The following is a 21,111-nucleotide window of genomic DNA, read 5'->3' on the forward strand; positions in this document are numbered from 1 at the left end:
TCTCTTAACGACAGTTCAGAAGGGCTTTATTCTTGGCACCTATTGAACTTAATTTAAGATAAAGAAAATTCGACTATAGTGAAAGTTTCAATCGTAATTTTTTGAGACATGACCCTATGTGAATCAATACTTTTAAATCTTCAAGACATCGATTCAATTGAAAAACCGAATGGGAAAGACCTCATTTATTCCTTTGGATTAATGACAATTTCTACTCTACGGTTTCGTTCTTGTCCTTCTTTATCCTCATTCGAAGCAATTGGTTTAGTTAGTCCATACCCTTTGGTTGTCATAGAAAGATGGCTCAAGTCCCCATACTCATTTAAATAGGCTTCCACAGTAGCTGCTCTTTGCTCTGATAGATCCATATTGTAATTGGGATCTCCTTGGTTATCGGTATGACCATTAATTTCAATTACTGTACCTTTATCAAGTCCTTGTAGGAGTTCAATCAGTTCGTTTAGAACATCCTGTGCTTCTTGCTTTAATTCACTTTTATCAAAGCCAAAAAGAACATCATCTGGCACTTGTACTTTAACTTCTTCATCTTCCGTTGTAATTTCAGCTTCATTTGGCACATTTATTTGTGGTAACTCTGGCGCAAAAGTAATTTCAATTTTTTGTGCACCATCTTCATGTGCGACCACATAGTCTCCTGATAAGTGTTCAAAATTTTCACCGTAGACTTCACGCACAGTGTTCCTAGGATTGTGTTGAAAATCCCCTCTGCTATGGATATAAATAAAGCCTTCTTCTGTGATATCCCGATACGCTACTCGAAGTAAGAATGTTCCATCAGGAAGAACGAATGTTAGATTTCTAAAAGTATCTTGAGGTTGAAGTCTAGTTGGATTAGAATAATAACCACCTTCTAGTTTTGTACCTTCCAATAAGTTTGATTTGCCTTTAACATAAAAAAAACGGTGGTCGTTTGTAATGTCAATGTCAATCCAAATTTCGGTTTCTCCATAATCATCAGGTAAAGGCTCCCAATTTGGAGCTGTTATTTCATATTCTGTAACATCGTCCCCAATAAAAACATGTACTGGCGCATATATTCTTTGCATGACACCATTCCTATATTGATATTGATGTACAAAAGGACCAGTGAAGTTCTCTCCATATTCACCGTAAACAGCTAATATTTCATCGTCTTGACGACTACCGCTACGCGTATGAACTTCAACTAATACTTCAATATCACTTTGGTCATATACTTCCAGAAAGTCTCGATGAGAAAATTCGGAAAAAAGAAAGTTCATCGCAAATGTACCATCAGCATTTACCGTAGTGAGTTCGTGTTTATTTGTTCTTGTAGACCCTCTTTTTGTATCAGAAAAAGGACTATGAAACAACCTCCCCATCAAAACGGTTCCTTCTTAAGATTGGTAGTACCTTGTACACGAATACGGTCTTCTTCAATGAAAACTTTGCCTTCGAGTGATATCTCTTCATCTATCACTTCTTTAGATTCATTCTCAAGAGCTTCCATTACAACTGTTCCCTCATCGTCAGCGGTAATCTCTTCCACTATCTTTTCCACAGTTTGCTCCTGTTCAGTTGTAGCAACAATGTTTTCATTATCACTTGAGCAAGCAACTAAAAGGCTAGTAAAAAATACGAGGTACATACAAAAACAAGTCTGACTATTTAACATTTCATCCTCCTAAACATTCTTATTCATTGTTATTTTTAGTAATAACAATCTCTACTAGTCGGTTCTGTTCGTGCTCTTTAAACCTTTTGGTAAATTCAACCATATTGATTATACACAATAATTATTATAAAAAAATCAATACTCTTGATAAAGATAAATTCCATTCAAAAGACCTAACGGACTGCATTTCATTAGAATTAATGAAGTTTTCTTTGTAATACAAGTTGATAGGACTATTGTTCGTATTCAACTTTCAGAGTTCAAAATGAGTATTGTAGTTTCAGTGTTTCGCAAGTGTTTTCTTAGCAATAATATACGAATGTTGAAGATTTTTTAATATGTAGGAAAGCATAAAAATTTGGTATAGTATAACAGTGAATCTTAGAAAGTTCATTTTAGAAGAGCGAAGGCTTTCGCACCTGTGTGTTTCTCCTCAAGAAGAGCACTTATGGGTTCACTATCAAAAGTGGGCAGGGCTCCGACCTTTGCTTGAAAAGAAAAGAGTCAAGTGACACATTCAACACTTGGGTCGGGTTTATTGCGGTTAGCGATTTTGTTGTTTATGATAAGTAAGCGGCCATGAAAACCTTTATCTGTGAACATTGCTAGCGTTTTGGAATGTTGGTGGACACAGGAGCAGTTAATCATAATATATAGCTAGGGATAGAGTTGCATTTTCGTGAATAAGCGCGCCTGTGGCCGCTAAAAAACGGAAACCAGTATTATGTTCACAAATAACGGCTGCTCTGACCGCAAAAATGAGACATGGGATGTGCACTTATGGGTTCACTGTCAAAAGCGGGCAGGGCTCCGCACGAAAAGGCGCTCCGCGTTTTTTTTAGGAACTTAATTGATAGAAGACATGTCCGTGATACCGAAGATATTACAATGAATATTTAAGATTAGAAAGTTGAGTTATACTAAAAAGACGAACAGGAAGTACGTCTTTTTTAGCGAGAATGGTATATAGTAAACGGTTTAAGGGGTTGTGATCGTGTTGGTACAACAAATTAAATTAAATGAAAAAGTAATCAATGCCACGCAATATAATTATGAGAAAAAAGATAATCGAATCACAATTTCGTTTGGGTTTGATGTGAAAAGTGAAGACTATCACGATGTCACAACATTGTTGTATGAACAGACGTTTGATGTTTATCTTATAGAAGAAAATATTAGTTTCCGAGGGTCAATTATTCAATACTCTACATCACTGACTAATTTATATAAATCCGGTGAAATCGGGAAGTTTACTTTATGTTTACAGGAAGCACCAACTGAAGAGGCGGAGGACAAATTGTGAAGCTAAGTATATTAGATCAATGTCCCATTTTTGATCGACAAACTGCGAAAGATGCGTTGTATGAAGCGTGTAAGCTAGCGCAACAAGCAGAACAATTAGGGTATGCAAGGTATTGGGTCGCGGAACATCATGATTTACGTGGATTAGCCTGTCCGGCTCCTGAAGTCTTGTTAGCCTTTATCGGAGCTCATACATCAAAAATTCGCATCGGAGCAGGGGCGATTTTATTACCTCATTATAAACCTTATAAAGTTGCTGAGCTTTTTAATATGTTAGCCACGCTTTTTCCGAATCGAATCGACCTTGGAATTGGTCGTGCTCCTGGTGGCTCAGCAGAAGCAACAAATGCTTTATCGGACCGATTTTTACAACAAGTATGGGACATGCCTAAACTCATAACTGAACTTCTTCTTTTTTTGGACAATGAGGCATTTGCTGAACATGATTATTCCAGTTTGTCAGCATCTCCTGTTCCCGATATTTCACCTGTTCCATGGCTATTAGGGACTAGTAAAAAGAGTGCGATATTAGCAGCTGAAAAAGGACTCGCATATAATTTCGGATTATTTATGAGTGACAAGGACGTACAGGAATGTATTGAACTTTATAAAAATCGATTTCGACCAAGGAAAGAAGGGGAAAAACAACAACTCCTTTTAACGGTGTCCGTTATTTGTGCTCATACGAAAGCGGAAGCAGAAGCAATTGCGACGAGGTCGTTACAGTTTGCCTCGCAAAATGTGAACACAAGTCAAAAAGAGCTAGAAGCGAAAAAGGAAAAAATGGTGATTGGTGACCCGGTGTTTGTGAAAGAAAAACTACAAAAGCTAGTGGAACAATATCAAGCAGATGAAGTGATGATTGTGACGAATACAGATAATCCATTGGACCGATTACAGTCATTCCAATTGCTTGCTAACGAATGTTTTGTAAAATGAAAAGGGAGCATTCCCTTTGCTGCTCGGACATTTGTTCCGCAAATTTCACAAAAGACAATATTTTGTTAATGCTTACGGACATCTGTAGTTATGTCTACCAAATAGAGTGGTTTTCTCACTCTTTCTCGTCAAATAGCGGAACGTATGTCCGTAAAAACTAAAAAAGACACGTATTTCAATGAAATAGCGGAAAAAATGTCCGATAAGATTAAGTACACGACATCCATTCCGCTATTCCTCTTTTCTTAAGACTTGAATATAGACGATACAATTTCGTAAGAACGAATCCGTTCAGTTTGGTCATACACATGGGTATTGATAATCATTTCGTCTGCTTCGGTTTCATTCAAAAATTGTTGTAGCTTTGTTTTTACAGTTGACGCATCGCCAGCAACAGAATAAGTGAGCATCTTTTCTACTAACGTTTGTTCATGTACATTCCACACTGTATCCATCTGCTCAACAGGCGGTTGGAGTTTTCCAGATTTTCCACGAATGATATTTAAAAAGGCTTGCTCTTGGGAAGAAGCTAACCATTTTGCTTTTTCTCCTGTATCTGCAGCTATAACGTTCACACCAATCATGACATAAGGTTTGTCCAATACGTCAGATGGTCTGAAGTTATCACGATATAATTGGAGTGCGGGAAGTAAATACTCTGGAGCAAAATGACTCGCAAACGCAAATGGTAGACCGAGTTGTCCCGCTAATCTTGCACTAAACCCACTTGAACCTAATAACCAAATGGGGATCGATAGTCCTTCTCCTGGAATGGCACGAACACGTTTAGGTTCCGTACTGAAAAAATCTCGCAACTCTTCAAGTTGTTCTGGAAAATCACTACCGTCACTGCGATGGTTTCTTCGTAATGCATGTGCAGTAATTTGATCAGTACCTGGTGCACGTCCTAAACCTAAATCAATACGTCCAGGATACATCGACTCCAATGTTCCAAATTGTTCTGCGATGACTAACGGCGCATGATTTGGTAACATAATCCCACCTGAGCCGACACGAATCTTTGATGTTCCCCCAGCAATATAACCGATAACAACAGAAGTAGCCGAACTTGCGATGCCAGGCATATTGTGGTGTTCAGCAAGCCAATATCGATGATAACCCAATTGATCAACCGCTTTTGCTAATTTCAAACTGTCTTGAAAAGAATCTGCCGCTGTATGACCTTCTAATATAGGAGCAAGGTCAAGTACGGAATATTTTGTTTGTTGTAATGTTTTATTCATGAAAATCCTCCTTATGAAGGTAAGCCCTCAACATAGAAAGTAGTATAACAGGTTCTTGAAATCAACGCATAAATGATGCTTATTAATTTTATCTTTTTACCTTTGCAGTATAACTTTATAGTTCATAATTTTTGATTGATTGGGGAGATTAACGGATAAGGAGGCGATAAAAATGCTTACGCAATATTTGAACAAAATCATTCGTTTTGTTCGGTTACTACGATTCCAAATCATGAGCTTTTTATTCCTCTTTAGACTTAGTCCTAGTCGTTAGAAAAGTCGAATAACTGGACTCTTTACGAGTCCAGTTATTATTTATTATTGGCTAAAGCTTGGCGATCAGAAGCCATAGGTGGCTGTTCCATCCATCCATTTTTTATTAACAGATTCGCCCCGTCTTCAGCATATAAACCGATTTCAGCCATGATTTTTAAATACTGTGCCATTAAATCGCGTCGTTGACATGATGATAAGGCAGCCCCGTAATATCCAACCGTAACAGAAACTAAAGAGACAATATGAAATAACATTAATTTATCAGAAAAAGGCGCCATCGTTGAATTGGTTACTTCAGAAATTAATGTTGCAGGAGATGAAAGGTGGTCCTTTTCTAAAAAGCCATTAAAGATGCCAATATGTTTTGTACAAATTTTTTCGCCACGTTGAAAATACTCCCGAAGCTCTTTTGATTTAGTAACTTGACTAAAGCCAATTTCTAGCACACTTTTTACAATCGTTTTTTGGTTGTTATAATATAAGTTTCCAATTTCAATTCCGTTTAATGGTCTTCTATGAAACCAACCAGATAAATAATGTTGGTCTTTTACGAAGTCAACAGTATCAGGCCGATGTATGGTGGGAGGGCGACTATAAATCCCTTTTTTTAACATGACATCGACAATTTTATCGTAAAGTTCCATTGCTTCTTTTCCACATTCTTTATAATAATTTCTTTGGTCTTCACGAGCAGATGTTCCTAAAGATAAAGAATAGGCGTTTAAGCCGTGAAGAGTCATCGCATAAAGGTAAGAAATCATAAATATTTCTGAAAATAAAGGTGGTGCATTAAGATTTACATCATTTTCATTAAACCCTATTGGGACCGGATAATCTTCCGCTTGAAGCTTCTTTTTTATATCCCGTACATGGGAAGTAGAAAGGGAAAGAGCATGGTCAAAAATCGCTCCAATTTCTGAATCGTTACATGTTTGTTGAAAATAGGACAGTACACAAATTGACATGCTATCGTTTACATACTGTGTCCATAAAGCAGAAATTTCTGGACCTGTTAACCGTGTAACATGTTGTGAGTTACTCATAACAACCTCCATAGTTTTTTTCAATATATATAGAATACACATCAACATACATAAATTATTAATGGTAAAATTATGTAAGGTATCGGTAAAATGAGAGAGGTGTTATAGTTGGAATATTTTTTCCACTACAATTGGCAAATAAGAGAAGAGTGGTTTGAATGGTGCGAGTCTTTATCAGAAGAAGAGCTTTTGCTAGAACGTGAAGGTGGTGTAAAAAGTTTTTTATATACATTTTTTCACATTATAGACGTGGAGTATAGCTGGCTTCGTGGCGTCTTGGGGAAATCAGATATAGCTTATACATTTACGGATTACAATACGTTAGAAAAAATAAAAATATTATCTCATCAAACACAAAAAGAAATATTACAATGGATGCCTCTACTAGCTTCAGTCGATAGAGCAAATAAAGTAAAAGTTCCATGGGATGAAAATCTGTATACAAAAGATGAAATTCTTCACCACGTCATCGCTCATGAAATACACCATATTGGCCAATTATCAGTTTGGGCAAGACAAATGGAATGTAAGCCTGTTTCTTCCAACTTTATTGGAAGAAACATTATGATGAAGCTAGAGCAAAAAAACTAGCTTTCGGATGAAATAAAAGGAATAGATTGGTACAAATCAAAAACTAGAAAAACAAACAAACATTCGCTACAATAGAAACAAGTAAGTAGCGGGAGGAAAACAATGTTTGGAAAGAAAACATTACAAGAACTTATTAATCAATTAAAGAACGATGATAGATTTAAAGAGAATATTTCATATTGGCACCAAACAGCTCCGACTGAAGCGAAATATTCATTGTTTCCAGATGAGGTAGATGAAAGAATTAAACAAGCTTTATTAAATAGAGGTATTACATCCCTTTATAGCCATCAACGTACAGCGTTTGATATGGCTTATAAAAAAAAGAACTTCGTTGCTGTTACACCGACAGCCTCTGGTAAAACATTGTGCTACAATTTGCCGGTTTTACAAGAAATTATAGAACGAGAAGAAAGCCGAGCGTTATACCTTTTTCCAACGAAAGCCTTAGCTCAAGATCAAAAAAGTGAGTTAAATGAAATGATTGAAGAAGTGGGTCTTGATGTAAAATGCTATACGTATGATGGAGATACAGCTCCGACAATCCGCCAAGCGGTAAGGAAGGCTGGACATGTTGTCATTACAAATCCAGATATGTTACATTCAGCGATTTTACCGCATCATACGAAGTGGGTCGCTTTTTTTGAAAATCTAAAATACGTGGTTATTGATGAGCTTCATACATATCGTGGTGTATTTGGGAGTCATGTTGCGAATGTCATAAGAAGATTAAAGCGAATTGCGGCATATTATGGTAGTTATCCTACTTTTATATGTACATCGGCGACAATCGCAAATCCGAAACAATTAGCTACAGAGCTAACAGGAGAACCGATGGAACTTATTAATAACAATGGAGCCCCACGAGGAAAAAAACATTTTGTTTTTTATAATCCTCCTATCGTAAATAAACCACTTCATATTCGGAAAAGTGGAACCGTTGAAGTGAATGACTTAGCTAAATTATTTTTAAAAGAACAAATCCAAACGATTGTTTTTGCGAAAAGTCGAGTTCGAGTAGAAATTATCCTCCGACATTTACAAGAAATTGTAAAAAAAGAGTTAGGAACAAAATCCATTCGTGGCTATCGAGGCGGCTACTTACCGAAACAAAGACGAGAAATCGAACGAGGCTTGCGACGAGGTGAAATTATAGGGGTTGTTAGCACGAATGCACTTGAGCTTGGTGTGGATATTGGTCAACTTCAAGTTTGTATTATGAATGGATACCCAGGGTCTATTGCGAGCGCATGGCAACAAGCTGGACGAGCTGGTCGAAGACAAGATGAATCTTTAATCATTATGGTTGCAAATTCAGCACCGATTGACCAATATGTCATTTCGCACCCAGAATACTTTTTTGAAAGATCACCAGAATCAGCGAGAATTAATCCAAACAATTTAATTATATTAGTTGACCATTTAAAATGCGCTTCCTATGAACTTCCTTTTAAGCAAGGAGAGTTGTTTGGTGGCGAAGAAATTGATGAAATACTAGAGTTTTTAGCTGACGAACAAGTGCTTCACCATAAAGGGTCCACTTTTTATTGGATGAATGACTCGTTTCCCGCTCATAACATAAGTTTGCGTTCCGCTTCACAGGAAAATGTCATTATCATTGACCAAACCGACGTTGCTAATATTAAAGTAATCGGAGAAATGGACCGATTTAGTGCGATGACATTGCTTCATGATGAAGCGATTTATTTACACGAGGGAGTCCAACATCAAGTTGAGTTATTAGATTGGGACGAAAAAAAAGCGTTTGTTAGGCAAGTGGAAATTGACTACTTTACAGACGCAAACTTAGCTGTTCAACTTAAAGTGTTAGAAGAAGATAAATCAGCTACACAGTCTAACGCATCACTTGGCTATGGGGATGTCATGGTCAATGCGATGGCGACCATTTTTAAAAAAATTAAACTATCGACTTTTGAAACGATTGGTTCAGGACCGATTCATCTTCCAGAAGAAGAGCTGCATACGAATGCGATGTGGATATCTTTTCCAGAATGCTTGGTATCTGAAGTGGGTAAAGAATCATTGGAACAAGCATTAACGGGGTTAGCGAATGTAATTCAGCATGTTGCACCTGTTTTCGTCATGTGTGATAGTCGTGACCTTCACGTTGTGCCACAAATTAAAGCGGTTCATTCTGAAAGGCCTACGATTTTCATTTATGACCGTTATCCTGGTGGGATTGGGTTAAGTGAGACCGTGTATAAACATTTTGATCTCATCCTTGAACGCGCAATGACCATTATTAATCGGTGTCCATGTGAAAAAGGATGTCCATCTTGCGTGGGGACGTTATTTGATTATCGTAAAAATCCAAAAACTGAAGTGAAACGTTTGATGAGATTCGTAAATAAAGGGTGAGTGCTGTGTCACTTAAAGGGAAATTATCACGATTAAAAAAAGATTTGGGGATATCTGAACACATAAGGAATGATGAACAACTCCAACGAGGAAGTGACGAGCTTTCTACGATACCATTTATCGAAAAGTGGGATAAGTTAGAAAGTAAACCTGCTTATTATGAATCGATGTATTGTATGATTCGCGAAAAGAACATCCCAATCCATCAAAATCATGGGCGTTATTCGTTTGTGCAACTCCATCCTGTAATGGAAAAGTGGAATGAACTTCGGACAAATCATCCTTTATCTGCTGCTTGTCGGAAGCAAAGCGACTTATTGTTTTTTGATACAGAAACAACAGGGCTAAGCAGCGGAGCCGGAAATTCAATTTTTCTACTTGGCTATAGTCAAGTCCAAGAACATTCTGTTGTGGTAAAGCAATATTTTCTACCTGGCCCGGAACATGAAGTTGCTTTTTATCATCATTTTTTAACGGATGTTTCTGACTTTTCAAATCTTGTGACTTATAACGGTAAAGCATTTGATTGGCCACAAGTAAAAACAAGACATACATTTGTTCGAAATGAAGTCCCGAAATTACCTTTATTTGGTCATTTTGATTTGCTTCATGGGGCACGACGGTTATGGAAAAATACGCTACCATCATGTAAATTATCTGTTGTTGAAAAAGAAATTTTACAATTTCAACGAATAGAAGATACACCTGGTTATTTAGCACCGATGCTATATTTTGATTTTATACATGAACAAGACCCTGACTTTATCGAGGGTGTACTAGAACATAATGAATGGGATGTCTTATCCTTAATTACGTTATATATTCATCTTTCAATTTGTTTGCAAGAATACGACTCGTTTTCCCTTCATCCAATAGAAAAGTTTGAAATCGCGCGTTGGTATGAGGCTGTTGGGGAACAATCTATTGCGCTCTTTTTATATAAATCCGTTTTAGAATCTGAAACAAGTGTTCAATATGACGCTGTATTACCATTAGCTAAACTATATAAAAAGAATCAGCAGTACCAAAAAGCGGTACATGTGTTAGAACACGCCATGACAACTGCTGCGTTTCCTAAGTATGGCTGGTGCCATGAATTGGCCATGTTATATGAACATCAATGGAAAGATGTAGAAAAAGCGTTACATTATGCAAAACAAGCTATGGAATTAGTGAAGAAAAGTAAAACTAAGAAAAGTGACCAGGAGCTACTCCAGCTTATGAAAAGAATTGAAAGGCTAACGAGAAAGCTTCAGCAATCGTCCTAACGAAATTGTGTTTTATACTTCCGCAGTTATTTCCAAGGGAAGCGCAAATTTAGCGGTGTTTCGTGGTTAAGTTCGAATTTCTTAGCGGAATATATTCGAAATACGTCGAAGGATGAAAGAAAATAAAAGAATTGTCGAAAATTGAAATTGAAAGTACAATAACAAGTAGGAATAATGAAAAATTAAAAAAGTGGAGATGACGATGGCCAAATACGTATTTTATTTATTTTTCATCATGATTGGTCTCACGTATTTTATCATGACAGGGATTAATTCTATGTCATAAAGGAATGTTATGCAGTCAGTTACCTGTAATGAAACCGTATATTTTAAAAAAAGACGTGAAAATTAGGTGAATCCACTAGTACATGATATGCCCTTCTAACATAGGTTAATATTGAATAACTTATAAGGAGGAATTATCACATGTGGCAAAAACCATGTACTCAAATTATGCCAGCTGTAGTACACCCAACAAAATGTAACGTAAGACAAAAGTGTTGCGAGTATATTGTACCAAACATTCATCCTAGTCATACAACTAACTTAACACATCACAATTATAAACATGTTCACACATTCCCTCACACGGAATCATTCCAACAAACGGTATCTCACCAAAATGTAATTGCACCACCAACTGCAGTACCAGGTGCAGGATTTGGTCCTGCTGGAGCACCAGGAGTAGCAGGTGCAGGATTTGCTGGACCTCGTCCACGTCGTCCATTCTTTTAATCCTCAAAACGGGTAAGCTGCTTATGCAGCTTGCTCTTACATAGGAAAGGTTGAAAATGATGACTAAAGTGTTAGCAGTAACTGGATATAAAGCACATGAGTTAGGAATTTTTGATGATAAACATAAAGGGATTTCTTACATTAAGAAAGCATTTGAAAAACGGATCATGTCATTTATTGATGAAGGGCTAGAATGGGTCATTATAAGTGGACAACTTGGTGTTGAGCTTTGGGTTGCAGAAGTCGTACTTCAGATAAAAAATCAGTATCCGATCCAACTTGGGATATTAACGCCTTTTTTAAACCAAGAAAAAAATTGGAATGAATCTAAACAACAATTATATAACTATATTATGGCAAACGCGGATTTTGTTGATAGCATTTCAAAAAAAGAATATGAAAACCCGATTCAACTACGGTTGAAAAATAAATACATTATTGAAAAAACCGAAGCTCTTCTGGTTCTATATAACGATGAAAATCCCGGGTCTCCCCGATTTTATATTGATGAAGCAATGAAAAAACAAGCAAGAAATCCATCTTATGAAATATATTATATAACACCGGAAGATATTGAAGATTTAGTGAGAGAAGAACTATATGAAAGCCCATCTGATTGGTAGTTATAAAGATCGAAATTGACAATTACCCGATATTCTGAAAAAATATACTAATAACGAATTTTTTCGCTATATGGACGAGGTGAATAAAATGGCAAATCAAACGATAAGATTAACAGCGAAAGACATTTTAGAAAAAGAATTTAAAACTAGTATAAAAGGATATAACCAAGATGATGTTGATAAATTTCTAGATACAATTATACAAGACTATGAACAATTTCAAAGTAAACTAGAAACATTAGAAAAGGAAAATCAACAACTTCGACGGGAAATGAAGAAATTATCTGAAACATCAACTAGACAAGTGACTCCTGCCGTTGGTAGTACAAATTATGATATTTTACAACGTTTATCCAATTTGGAAAAAAAGGTGTTTGGTAGTAAACTGTTTGATTAAGAAATCTTTTTCCGATAGGAGCGTTATGATTGATTGAAGTCTACATTGATGGAGCTAGTGCTGGAAATCCAGGTCCTTCCGGGGCTGGTATCTTTATGAACTATAAAAACGGTCAAGTCGAGCGTCATTCTATTTATCTTGGGGAAATGTCAAACCATGAAGCTGAATACATGGCATTAATTCATGCACTTACAATATGTGTAGAAAACGGTATTCGTGCAGCTTCTTTTCGGACAGACTCAAAACTCATTGATGATGCTGTTGAAAAACGGTTTGTCAAAAAAGAAAAATACAAATCTTTACATGAAAATGCGATGCGTTTAATTGACCAATTGGATTTGTTTTTTATGAAGTGGATTCCTAGCAATCAAAATAAAAATGCCGATGAGCTTGCACGACTTGCGATTAGGAAAAATCAGCAAACCTAACCTAATATTGTTACTTGATTATCTTCCGTAAAGATTATACAATTGTATTTGTCTCAGATGACATCCAATAACGTTTAGGTAGTCGCTACAGCAATGTAGAGGAAAGTCCATGCTCGCACGGTCTGCGATGACCGTAGTGTTCGTGCCTAGCGAAGTCATAAGCTAGGGTAATCTGGTTTTTTACTGGATTAACGGCGAAGTAAGCACCTACGTCTTTTGATATGGTGTGATGCTTCTGAAAAGTGCCACAGTGACGTAGTCTGTTTGGAAACGAACAGAGTGGAACGAGGTAAACCCCTCGAGCGAGAAACCCAAACTATGGTAGGGGCACCTTCTCAAAGGAACTGAACGGAGAGAAGGACAAGACATATGTCTTGTAGATAGATGATTACCACCGGAGTACGAGGCTCATCACCGTTTGAAGTACGAAGGAACAGAACATGGCTTATCAAACGTTTTGGCGATGACAAATGAATTTGAGCAAAATGAAAATCCCATCATTGGGATTTTTTTTTATAAGAAAAAATCTGAAAGCTTATTCTAGGAGAGTGAAGGCTGCGCACTTCGCTTGAAACAAAAAGACGCTCATCCGTTTTTCTTTATGTTTCGTTTGTGATTCTTTCAACTAAGCTCTATAATGAGAACTAGACATTTTTACAATAAGGGGATTTGGGTTATGGCAGTGACATTAATTGCAACGGCTACAATGGGATTAGAAGCCCTTGTTGCGCGTGAAGTTAAAGATTTAGGATATGAGAATGTAAAAGTAGAAAATGGTAAAGTTGAATTTACAGCAGATGAATCAGCGATTTGTCGCAGCAATTTATGGCTTCGTACCGCCGACAGAGTGAAATTAAAAATTGCGGAATTTGAAGCTTTTACGTTTGATGAACTATTTGAAAAAACAAAAGCATTACCTTGGGCTGATTTTATTCCAGAAAATGCAGAATTTCCTGTAATCGGTCGTTCGGTAAAATCAAAATTATTTAGTGTGTCAGATTGTCAGGCCATCGTTAAAAAAGCAGTCGTGGAAAGTTTGAAAAAAAAATATAAAACAAATTGGTTTAGTGAAGATGGTCCTTTATACCGAATTGAAGTGGCTCTGCATAAAGATGTTGCGACGTTAACAATTGATACGAGCGGAACAGGCTTACATAAACGTGGTTATCGGTATTTACATAATGAAGCTCCACTAAAAGAAACGTTAGCCGCAGCATTAATTATGCTAACAAATTGGAATGCTGACAAGCCGTTTATTGATCCCTTTTGTGGGTCTGGAACGCTTCCTATTGAAGCTGCTATGATTGGACAAAACATTGCTCCTGGATTTAACCGTGATTTTGTAGCGGAGCAATGGGGATTTATCGGGAAAGCGAAATGGGATAAGGCTCGAGAAGAAATTGAGGATGTCGCTAACTATGATCAACCGTTGTCGATTTTTGGTACTGATATTGACCATCGTATGATTGAGCTTGCAAAAAACAATGCAACTGAAGCGGGTTTTGGAGATTTGCTTACATTTAAACAAATGCAAGTTACCGACCTACGCACAAAGCAAGAATATGGGGTTTTAGTTGGCAATCCTCCTTATGGTGAACGGTTAGGTGAACGAGAAGAAGTTGAACAAATGTATAAAAAGATGGGTGAGCTGTTTAAAGAGGAGCTTGCAACATGGTCGATTTATATTTTAACATCTAATGAAAAGTTTGAAACCTTATATGGCAAGCCTGCATCCAAAAGGCGGAAATTGTACAACGGGAACCTAAAAACAGATTACTACCAATTTTTTGGTCCAAGACCACCGAAAAATGAAGCATAAGCTAAGGTAAAAGTCCATGGATAATCTACCATGGGCTTCTTATATGTACAATAATAATATTATGTTAACTTGTATGAGTGTATATAAACTTAAAATCGCGAACAAAATAACATTGTTTCATTTTAAATTTGGAGGGAATTAGGAATGTCAAACTACCAATATGAATCCGGTTATAACGATATTAAGCAAGTGGAAATGGCAATAAAAGCTGCACAACGGATGGTTGGTCAAGCAACAATGAGCATGGATGAGGAGCAATTACAAGCAGCAACTGATGCATTAGAACAAGCAAAACAACAATATCATCATGCAGCCGCGCATCAAACAGGTGTGGATGAAGCCTTTTTTGAAATGTCTTCGGAGCTACTTGACCGAATCGACCACCAGTTACTAGAAGCAAAAAAATAAAAAGAAATAGTCCCATTAGATTGGCTTCTATTGGGACTATTTTAAGTATGTTACTCTTTTTTGTCTGGATGATCAATATTAGTCCAGTTCGGATTATCGAACGTCATTAAGTTAATGTCTTCGTTATAATCAATTGTCATTCCATCGATATACCAAAAATCATCCTCATTGACGAAAAATAAAATGCCTTCCTGAACAATGGTATAGGAAGTAGGTTGAGGGACATCTTTTTGGACACCGACTGAAAAGCCACCAGAACCAACTCCTCCTACACGAACAAATAAGCGGAGGGCATCATCTTTTTGTAAAGGAATTTCATTTATATAAAAGTTAGCTGCTCGCTTCGTTATTGTTAATTTCATTTACTGTAAACACCTCCGAAAAAAAGCTTATCTTTATCTTATCAAAAAAAAAGAAAAAATGATAAAATAGAAAAGGTTAATTATTTCAAGTGTCGAAATAATTAACAGGACAGTTATTGAAGGGATGAGAAAAATGACAAATATGGAACAAAAATTTATGGATTATGTTAAAAAGATTCAGAATTATACGGAAGCTGTTATGCTTATGGCGTGGGATTCAAGAACAGGAGCTCCGAAAAAAGGAGTTGAACAACGTGCAGAAGTAATTGGGACCTTATCATCAGAAGTTTTTGCGATGAATACATCTGACGAAATGAAAAGTTACATAGATGCTCTTTCTGGAAAAGAGGATATATCAGAATTAACAAAACAAACATTAGCAGAATGTAAAAAAGTATATGAACGCGATAAGAAAATACCCGAAAACGAATTTAAAGAATTTATTATTTTGCGAGCTAATGCCGAATCAGCTTGGGAAGATGCGAAAAAGAACGCTGACTTTGCGAGCTTCCAGCCTTATTTAGAAAAAATCGTGGACTTTCAACGAAAATTTGTTGAGTATCGTGGGTATGAAGGTAATAAATACAATACATTATTAGATGATTATGAGCCTGGTATTACAGTTGAAATTTTAGATGATGTCTTTGGTAAATTGAGAAATGAGTTAATTCCTTTAGTCGAAGCAGTAAAAAGTTCTACAAATAAACCAGAAACTGATTTCCTCTTTAAGCATTTTCCTAAAGACAAGCAGCGTCAATTTAGCTTAGATATTTTAAAACAATTAAAATATGATTTTGATGCCGGTCGTCTTGATGAAACAGTTCATCCTTTTGCGATTGGATTAAACCCTAATGATGTAAGGGTAACGACAAAATATGATGAAAATGATTTCCGTACAGCTATTTTTGGAACAATTCACGAATGTGGACATGCTTTATATGAGCAAAACATCTCAACAGATTTGATTGGTACTCCTTTATGTAGTGGGACATCAATGGGGATTCATGAGTCTCAATCGTTGTTCTTTGAAAATATTGTCGGTCGTCACCCGTCATTTTGGAAGAAAAACTATGAGTTGTTACAATCTTATGCACCAGAACAGTTTGGTGATGTAAGCTTTGATGATTTTTATCGTGGTATAAACGTGGCAGGACCATCCCTCATTCGAATTGAAGCTGATGAAATGACATACGCACTTCACATCATCTTGCGTTATGAAATTGAAAAAGGCTTAATCAATAACGAAATTCAAGTAAAAGACTTGCCACAAATTTGGAACGATAAGATGGAAGAGTATTTAGGGGTTAGACCTTCACATGATGGAGAAGGTGTTCTTCAAGATGTTCACTGGTCAGGTGGTTCTTTTGGTTATTTCCCTTCGTATGCATTAGGGTATATTTATTCTGCGCAATTAAAACATGCAATGGACAAAGATATTCCAAACTTTGGAGAGCTTCTAGAAGAAGGAAACTTAACACCAATTACAGAATGGTTAACAAAACATGTTCACCAATTCGGGAAAACTAAACAACCAGTTGAAATCTTAAAAGATGTTACAGGAGAAGGTATTAATCCAAGCTATTTAGTGAACAATCTTCGTGAAAAATATAGCAAATTATATCAATTTTAAGATAGTCTAAGAACAAGCCCTGGCAAAGTACAACGGTACTTTGCCAGGGCTTTTTTTAAAAGATAAGCATGAATACTTTAGTATACCAGTGAAGCTTTGAAAGCCACTTCTTGAAAGAAAAGACGCTACGCGTTTTTCTTATGGGACAACTAAATATGTGTTTTTTATTGGACATATATTCCGCTATTTTTGGAAATTTAATGACTTTGACTGCTGTTACGGACATTTGTTCCGTTATGCCTCAAAATCTAAGTTCGTTTGGTTAGGTAACTAGTCAAATAGCGGAACGTATGTCCGAACTAGATGAGGAAAACGGCAAATATCACATAAATAGCGGAATATATGTAAGTAAGCGCTTTGTTGTTAAAGCAAAAGTGCAACGAATCATCTGTTACAACTTATATTTAGGTAAGGGGGTGAGTCATGAGAAAAATGGCCTTACTTATTCTTATTATTGTCGTATTACTTTTAGTTAGCTATACTGAACAAACATCAGTTGAGAAAACAAATTAGTTTTAATATGGTCAGGCACAGCCTTTAGGTGAGGCGGATAACCTTTTGTACGATTATAATGAAAATGAAGAAGAATTACTAGATGAAGTACTTGATACTTTGGGTTGACGCGTACGTGGTAAAAGAAGAATCATGACCTTCATTGAAAATCATATAAAAAATTAGAATTCTGATTTGACGTTTTTCTATAATTTTTCACATGAATCGACTCGCATTCTCCTGTATGATGAATAAAGGAGGGTGAATTATGTCAAATCAAACAAAAAAAACATCAAGAACACGCAAAATAACTTGGATATTCCGAGGTCTTATTATTCTCCTTATACCAGTAGTTGCTGTTGTGTATTTTTTACTTCCTTCTTCAGAGCAAGTGTTTCTGACACAGACAGAAAACCGTTTAATTTATAAGGGTGAAATCTATGAAAATATGATACTAATGAAAGAGAATACACCATATATTTCGGTAGAGTTTATAAAAGCAGAGATTGATTCAGCGCTTCTTTTTGATGAAAAAAGTGAATCGATTATTATTACAACACGAGAAAATGTCGTTCAAATACCAGAAGAAGAATTAGAAATATTTATTAATGAAGAACCATTTACGTTTGAAGTTCCTACGGTAGTTTCTGAAAATGGAAAATCTTATATAAATCTAGAGCCATTGCAATCGGTTTATCCCTTTTCTGTAATCGTAGAACAACCTGAAACTGTGTTTTTATTTGCTGATGGGGATATGGTGACATCTGGTCAAATAAAAGACGGGCTTTCTATAAGTGAGTCTAGACTTCGAACAGGTTTGAGTTTACGGACTCCATTTACAGCGGAAGTTAAAGCCGGAGAAACGGTATTTCTGGAACATGAAGAGGATAAATATGCTTTTGTAAGAAAAATGAATGGTGATGGCGGATTTATCTTAAATAAGCATATTGAATCTTTAGAGGAAAAAGAAATTGTTGTTGAGATTGAGCCTCGTGAACAACAGGAAAAACCTTTAATTGAAAAGCCAATTAATTTAACGTGGGAAGCGATTTATACAAAAACACCAACCCCTGATCAATTGCCTGATTTACAAGGGGTTAATGTTGTGTCACCGACATGGTTTAAATTAAAAAATGAAAAAGGCGATGTGTCAAACCTTGGTACATTAGAATATACGAAATGGGCAAAAAACAATGATAAACAAGTATGGGCCTTATTTTCTAATGATTTTGACCCTGATTTAACTCATGAAGCGCTTAAAGATTTTGAAACGAGACAGACGATTATCCGTCAACTGCTGCAATACAGTCAAATGTATGAACTGGATGGCATTAATTTTGATTTTGAAAATGTATATTTACAAGATGGTGAACTCGTTACCCAATTTATGAGAGAAATCACACCGTACCTTCATCAACTTGGACTCATCGTTTCCATGGATATTACATTTATTTCAACGAGTGAAATGTGGTCAATGTTTTATAATCGTGAGGCGTTATCGGAAATTGTTGATTACATGATTGTCATGGCGTATGACGAACATTGGGCAAGTTCCCCTGTAGCAGGAAGTGTTGCAAGTATTCCTTGGGTAGACCGTAACACAAACAGGATTCTTGAAGAAATTCCAAATGAAAAATTAATATTAGGTATCCCATTTTATGCACGGCTTTGGCAAGAAGAAGAAACGGATGGTGGCAATATTGAAGTTTCTTCTCGGGCACTATCCATGGACCAAACGGCTGCATGGCTGAAAGAGCACAACATTTCTTATAATTATGATGAGTCAAGCAAACAAAATTATGCTGAATATTATGATAAGGAAGAAGGAATTACGTATAAACTGTGGCTTGAGGACTTCCATTCCATTGAAGAACGCGTAAACATAATGGAACAATATGATTTGCCTGGAGTAGCAAGTTGGGCTCGAAATTTCGCAAATGACGCAGCATGGGAACATCTCGCTTCCCTTCTGTCAAATGAAAAGGAGACGGAGAAATAACCAAGGCGCTGGCTTTGGTTATTTTTTTCAATTGCTATAAATCCGTGATGTAATTGGAGCTGTTCATTTTGCGAAAAATTGGTACTGTATTTTCAAAATAGAAACATGCTCTGGGGATCATAATAAGTTTCGTCTTCCCATTTAGGGTCGAGACATTAAGCAGACAAAGGAGGTGCATTACCATTAATGGGATGTTAATCTTCCTACTCTTTCTGCTTATCGCTGTGGTTGTAGGGGTAAGTTTCTTGGCTAGAACTCGTTCTGAACCAGAACCGGTTTTTGTTGCAGAAGAATTATCACGAAATTACGGAGACCAATTTAAGGAGGAATTTGCTATGGAAAGAGACTATGAAGAACTAATTGAACGTGAAGCTGCTGAAGAAGTTGATGAGGAAATTGGTGAAGAGTTATATCCATTGAAAAATCATTTAGAGACGATGCAATCCACTTTAAATCAGTTACAATCTTCTCAAATGAACAATAACCAAAGCTCTTCAATGCAAATGCAAAATCCGCAACAAGCAAATCAACTTTTACAGCAAATGCAACAATTTAGTTCACAAGCGCAACAACAACAACAAAAAACTTTCCAGCAACTTCAACAATCGATCCAACAAGCGACACAAATGCTTGGAAATGTTGGTCAAACGCTACAGTCTTTCAACGTGTTAAATCAAATGACGCAACAAATTAACCAATCTCAACAACAGTTGCAACAACAACAACAGCAACAACAACAGCAACAACAACAATTACAACAGTTGCAACAAACTCAACAACAGGGACAGTCTCAAATGGGTCAGAACCAGAATAACCAGTCAAGCGACTATCAATCTTACCAATAATCACAGGGAAGCTGTTGACGCCACTGTCAACAGCTTCTTATTTATTTGTCAATAGTGCCAAATTTTGAATAATGCAATCGAAATGTTTAGTTTCTAGTGACATCGGATAAAACTAGGTAGAACAAAAACGGAATGTTCAGTGTAAAATGGTAAAGGAAAAGAAGGGAATTCACAGTCTCTTGTTGAATGTTAGTAAAATAGAACGATTGTTGTTATAGGAGGAAAAGAAGATGACGATTGAAAATCCATCTAGAGAAGAAATTAAAGATATCTTAAAAAAAGCGAAGCGAATAGCGGTTGTTGGATTGTCGGCTAATCCTGATCGTACGTCTTATATGGTTTCAGAAGCAATGCAAAATGCAGGTTACGAAATTATTCCTGTAAACCCAAGTGTTGACGAAGTTTTAGGAGTAAAAGCTGTCAAAACCCTTCAAGAAATCGACGGACATGTCGATATTGTAAATGTATTCAGAAAAAGTGAACATTTACTCGAAGTTGCAAAAGACACTGTAACGATTAAAGCAGATGTGTATTGGGCGCAACTCGGATTAGAAAATGAAGAAGCATATGCGTACTTACAGGAGCATGGGATTAAAACAATTATGGACCGTTGTATAAAAGTTGAACATGCAATGACTAAATAATGAACTTTGTCCTTAGCATATCTTCATGTT

The 21,111-nt window shown here is 36.4% G+C and carries 20 protein-coding genes and 1 other RNA gene; 16 read left to right on the forward strand and 5 right to left on the reverse strand.

Annotated features, from left to right (window positions below):
* Window positions 1-185 precede the first annotated feature (185 nt).
* Together T323_RS27750 and T323_RS0102645 are read right to left on the reverse strand one after the other, a co-directional pair.
* Window positions 186-1,364 carry an OmpA family protein gene (locus T323_RS27750; protein WP_051556322.1) on the reverse strand — a complete coding sequence of 393 codons (1,179 nt, stop codon included), beginning with the start codon at window positions 1,362-1,364 and terminating at the stop codon, window positions 186-188.
* On the reverse strand, window positions 1,364-1,657 hold the full coding sequence (locus T323_RS0102645; RefSeq protein WP_026671897.1) for a hypothetical protein: 294 nt from the start codon (window positions 1,655-1,657) through the stop codon (window positions 1,364-1,366). Before T323_RS0102645 ends, T323_RS27750 begins: the two co-directional genes overlap by 1 nt.
* A 994-nt stretch (window positions 1,658-2,651) precedes the next feature.
* Here T323_RS0102645 and T323_RS0102650 point away from each other — a divergent pair.
* Entirely contained in the window at window positions 2,652-2,960 is a 309-nt protein-coding gene (locus tag T323_RS0102650; protein WP_051556323.1) for a DUF3219 family protein, read from the forward strand.
* Window positions 2,957-3,898, forward strand: a complete 942-nt coding sequence (locus tag T323_RS0102655; RefSeq protein WP_026671899.1) for an LLM class flavin-dependent oxidoreductase — start codon at window positions 2,957-2,959, stop codon at window positions 3,896-3,898. The genes T323_RS0102650 and T323_RS0102655 overlap by 4 nt, the downstream gene beginning before the upstream one ends.
* A 245-nt stretch (window positions 3,899-4,143) precedes the next feature.
* Here T323_RS0102655 and T323_RS0102660 read toward each other — a convergent pair whose 3' ends face one another.
* On the reverse strand, window positions 4,144-5,142 hold the full coding sequence (locus T323_RS0102660) for an LLM class flavin-dependent oxidoreductase (RefSeq protein ID WP_026671900.1): 999 nt from the start codon (window positions 5,140-5,142) through the stop codon (window positions 4,144-4,146).
* 311 nt (window positions 5,143-5,453) lie between these two features.
* On the reverse strand, window positions 5,454-6,461 hold the full coding sequence (locus tag T323_RS0102665; RefSeq protein WP_026671901.1) for a DUF3231 family protein: 1,008 nt from the start codon (window positions 6,459-6,461) through the stop codon (window positions 5,454-5,456).
* Between the two features lie 108 nt (window positions 6,462-6,569).
* Here T323_RS0102665 and T323_RS0102670 point away from each other — a divergent pair, with 108 nt between their 5' ends.
* The 10 genes from T323_RS0102670 (at window position 6,570) to T323_RS0102715 (ending at window position 15,109) form a co-directional block, all read left to right on the forward strand.
* Complete coding sequence (locus tag T323_RS0102670; protein WP_026671902.1) at window positions 6,570-7,052, forward strand: DinB family protein; 483 nt, start codon at window positions 6,570-6,572, stop codon at window positions 7,050-7,052.
* 102 nt (window positions 7,053-7,154) lie between these two features.
* On the forward strand, window positions 7,155-9,431 hold the full coding sequence (locus T323_RS0102675) for a DEAD/DEAH box helicase (RefSeq protein ID WP_026671903.1): 2,277 nt from the start codon (window positions 7,155-7,157) through the stop codon (window positions 9,429-9,431).
* Window positions 9,432-9,436: 5 nt separating this feature from the next.
* Complete coding sequence (locus T323_RS0102680; RefSeq protein ID WP_026671904.1) at window positions 9,437-10,699, forward strand: ribonuclease H-like domain-containing protein; 1,263 nt, start codon at window positions 9,437-9,439, stop codon at window positions 10,697-10,699.
* Window positions 10,700-11,125: 426 nt separating this feature from the next.
* Window positions 11,126-11,434: a spore coat protein gene (locus tag T323_RS0102685; protein ID WP_026671905.1), complete on the forward strand. Its 309-nt coding sequence runs from the start codon at window positions 11,126-11,128 to the stop codon at window positions 11,432-11,434.
* 59 nt (window positions 11,435-11,493) lie between these two features.
* Window positions 11,494-12,057 (forward strand): SLOG family protein, encoded by a 564-nt coding sequence (locus T323_RS0102690; protein ID WP_035177568.1) that lies wholly within the window; start codon window positions 11,494-11,496, stop codon window positions 12,055-12,057.
* Between the two features lie 88 nt (window positions 12,058-12,145).
* Complete coding sequence (gene gpsB / locus T323_RS0102695; protein ID WP_026671907.1) at window positions 12,146-12,454, forward strand: cell division regulator GpsB; 309 nt, start codon at window positions 12,146-12,148, stop codon at window positions 12,452-12,454.
* A gap of 29 nt (window positions 12,455-12,483) precedes the next feature.
* Window positions 12,484-12,882, forward strand: a complete 399-nt coding sequence (locus T323_RS0102700) for a reverse transcriptase-like protein (protein ID WP_026671908.1) — start codon at window positions 12,484-12,486, stop codon at window positions 12,880-12,882.
* A gap of 70 nt (window positions 12,883-12,952) precedes the next feature.
* An RNA gene (rnpB, locus tag T323_RS28255) (RNase P RNA component class B) lies at window positions 12,953-13,335 on the forward strand.
* Window positions 13,336-13,558: 223 nt separating this feature from the next.
* Window positions 13,559-14,701, forward strand: a complete 1,143-nt coding sequence (locus tag T323_RS0102710) for a THUMP domain-containing class I SAM-dependent RNA methyltransferase (protein WP_035177459.1) — start codon at window positions 13,559-13,561, stop codon at window positions 14,699-14,701.
* 144 nt (window positions 14,702-14,845) lie between these two features.
* Window positions 14,846-15,109 carry a DUF2564 family protein gene (locus T323_RS0102715; protein ID WP_026671910.1) on the forward strand — a complete coding sequence of 88 codons (264 nt, stop codon included), beginning with the start codon at window positions 14,846-14,848 and terminating at the stop codon, window positions 15,107-15,109.
* Between the two features lie 50 nt (window positions 15,110-15,159).
* Here T323_RS0102715 and T323_RS0102720 read toward each other — a convergent pair whose 3' ends face one another.
* Entirely contained in the window at window positions 15,160-15,471 is a 312-nt protein-coding gene (locus T323_RS0102720; RefSeq protein ID WP_026671911.1) for an iron-sulfur cluster biosynthesis family protein, read from the reverse strand.
* Window positions 15,472-15,604: 133 nt separating this feature from the next.
* Here T323_RS0102720 and T323_RS0102725 point away from each other — a divergent pair, with 133 nt between their 5' ends.
* From T323_RS0102725 to T323_RS0102745, 4 genes are all read left to right on the forward strand, one after another.
* Window positions 15,605-17,101: a carboxypeptidase M32 gene (locus tag T323_RS0102725; protein ID WP_373279315.1), complete on the forward strand. Its 1,497-nt coding sequence runs from the start codon at window positions 15,605-15,607 to the stop codon at window positions 17,099-17,101.
* Window positions 17,102-17,861: 760 nt separating this feature from the next.
* Complete coding sequence (locus T323_RS0102735; RefSeq protein WP_026671913.1) at window positions 17,862-19,592, forward strand: glycosyl hydrolase family 18 protein; 1,731 nt, start codon at window positions 17,862-17,864, stop codon at window positions 19,590-19,592.
* 245 nt (window positions 19,593-19,837) lie between these two features.
* Complete coding sequence (locus tag T323_RS25780; protein WP_051556324.1) at window positions 19,838-20,437, forward strand: hypothetical protein; 600 nt, start codon at window positions 19,838-19,840, stop codon at window positions 20,435-20,437.
* Between the two features lie 230 nt (window positions 20,438-20,667).
* Complete coding sequence (locus T323_RS0102745) at window positions 20,668-21,081, forward strand: CoA-binding protein (RefSeq protein ID WP_026671914.1); 414 nt, start codon at window positions 20,668-20,670, stop codon at window positions 21,079-21,081.
* The last annotated feature ends 30 nt before the right edge of the window (window positions 21,082-21,111 follow it).

The sequence above is a fragment of the Alkalihalobacillus bogoriensis ATCC BAA-922 genome, assembly GCF_000621445.1.
Lineage (GTDB): Bacteria > Bacillota > Bacilli > Bacillales > Bacillaceae_F > Bacillus_AO > Bacillus_AO bogoriense.

Bases quoted from the DNA above. Each gene is read 5' to 3' on its own strand.
- T323_RS27750 (WP_051556322.1), bottom strand. From the start codon at position 1,364: ATGGGGAGGTTGTTTCATAGTCCTTTTTCTGATACAAAAAGAGGGTCT.
- T323_RS0102645 (WP_026671897.1), bottom strand. From the start codon at position 1,657: ATGTTAAATAGTCAGACTTGTTTTTGTATGTACCTCGTATTTTTTACT.
- T323_RS0102660 (WP_026671900.1), bottom strand. From the start codon at position 5,142: ATGAATAAAACATTACAACAAACAAAATATTCCGTACTTGACCTTGCT.
- T323_RS0102665 (WP_026671901.1), bottom strand. From the start codon at position 6,461: ATGAGTAACTCACAACATGTTACACGGTTAACAGGTCCAGAAATTTCT.
- T323_RS0102675 (WP_026671903.1), top strand. From the start codon at position 7,155: ATGTTTGGAAAGAAAACATTACAAGAACTTATTAATCAATTAAAGAAC.
- T323_RS0102685 (WP_026671905.1), top strand. From the start codon at position 11,126: ATGTGGCAAAAACCATGTACTCAAATTATGCCAGCTGTAGTACACCCA.
- T323_RS0102690 (WP_035177568.1), top strand. From the start codon at position 11,494: ATGACTAAAGTGTTAGCAGTAACTGGATATAAAGCACATGAGTTAGGA.
- gpsB (WP_026671907.1), top strand. From the start codon at position 12,146: ATGGCAAATCAAACGATAAGATTAACAGCGAAAGACATTTTAGAAAAA.
- T323_RS0102710 (WP_035177459.1), top strand. From the start codon at position 13,559: ATGGCAGTGACATTAATTGCAACGGCTACAATGGGATTAGAAGCCCTT.
- T323_RS0102715 (WP_026671910.1), top strand. From the start codon at position 14,846: ATGTCAAACTACCAATATGAATCCGGTTATAACGATATTAAGCAAGTG.
- T323_RS0102720 (WP_026671911.1), bottom strand. From the start codon at position 15,471: ATGAAATTAACAATAACGAAGCGAGCAGCTAACTTTTATATAAATGAA.
- T323_RS0102725 (WP_373279315.1), top strand. From the start codon at position 15,605: ATGACAAATATGGAACAAAAATTTATGGATTATGTTAAAAAGATTCAG.
- T323_RS0102735 (WP_026671913.1), top strand. From the start codon at position 17,862: ATGTCAAATCAAACAAAAAAAACATCAAGAACACGCAAAATAACTTGG.
- T323_RS0102745 (WP_026671914.1), top strand. From the start codon at position 20,668: ATGACGATTGAAAATCCATCTAGAGAAGAAATTAAAGATATCTTAAAA.